The organism is Psychrobacter sp. Ps6, from assembly GCF_022129235.1.
Taxonomy (GTDB): Bacteria; Pseudomonadota; Gammaproteobacteria; order Pseudomonadales; family Moraxellaceae; genus Psychrobacter.
In genome coordinates, this window is record NZ_JADQAI010000129.1 from 1 (window position 1) to 1,406 (window position 1,406).

Genomic DNA, 1,406 nt, shown 5'->3' on the forward strand with positions numbered 1-1,406 from the left:
CGTTATGCAATTGTCCCATCTATTATCTCAAGTTAATGCTAAGTCTCATGCAGGCTCTACAGCGACAACTCGCAATGAGCCAACAGATCCTGCCAGTCGTGGTGAAGAGGCTCAGTTTGCAGCATCCCTGCATTCTGCTATGGATGATACATCTGATACTCAGCTTAAAACCAAATCCCAATTAAAGTCTGAACTTGGCGGTGAAGAGGCATTAAAAAAAGAACCGTTTAAAAAAGAGGGGGCGAAAGCCGCGATTTCTTCCGATGAGGTATCAATTGAAAGCCAAGCTCCTAGTGCTGTCCTGTTAAGTGAAAATACTACAACGAAATCTGCAGCTAGTGATGACTCTCAAGCTTTATTAGCTCCGGATGAAGTTGGAGAAAAATCACAAACCTCGTCATTATCTGTATCACCATCATCTATTGAAGGGAGCTCTGATCCTCAGACGGTTGCTCAGTCTATGGATGAAGGTCTTGATGTTTTACAACAACTACAGCAGTCCCATAGTCAATTAAATAGTCAACTACGTTCTAAAAAAGTGCTTACTGACCAACAACATGCAAAATTGGGTACAGAATCAGTTAGTACTGAAGACAGAGGCGATGTTCTACAACAGCTGCAGCAGTCCCATGGTCAATTACGCTCTAAAAAAGAGCTTACTGACCAACAAGATGTAAAACTGGATACAGAATCGGTTAGTACAGATGTTGGAACAGCACATGATACAACAGCGCCATTAACCACAAGAATTGATACTGATACGATAGCCGCTTCAACGTCGACGGCTACTCGAAATGCCAACGGTGATAAAGTTCTACTTGCAAGTAAGTTAGCCTCTACTGATGAGGTGGAACTTAAGCATCATCGTTCTATCGACACAGAGCTTGATTCACATGAATTTAAAACTACGGTATCAGGTGGTAAAGAATCGACCAAAGAGTTATTAGAGTCGCAGCAAAACAAATCCGTTCATGGGCAAAACGCGCTATTGGCATCGAAAGCAGAACTCTTGCCTCAAGGTGATGCCGTAAAAGCGAGCATCAATCATTCGGTGGCATTATCTCAAGCTCAGACCCAGTCATTACTGGATCAGAGCCATGCTACTGACAGCAAAGAGGCATCAGCACAAGCTGCATTACAGTCACTATCTGCTCATCAAAATGGTGCATCGTCAGCATCATCCTTGCTGGGAAATCGCCAGGACACTTCTCTGAATAATCAGCCACCACTGTTATTAACCAAAGAGCAAGCCGGCGATCAACTGGCGGATAAAGTGCAGATGATGGCGGCGAAAAACCTTAAACAGATTGATATTCGCCTCGATCCTCCTGAGTTGGGCCGCATGCAGATTAAACTGTCCCTTCATGATGACAACCAAGCGTCGATTCAATTTCAAGTTGCCCATC

1 protein-coding gene is annotated in these 1,406 nt (G+C 43.9%); it reads left to right on the top strand.

Annotated elements, in window-relative coordinates:
• The coding region (locus I3255_RS14325) for a flagellar hook-length control protein FliK (RefSeq protein WP_238039421.1) at window positions 1-1,406 on the top strand (1,406 nt) is incomplete at both ends.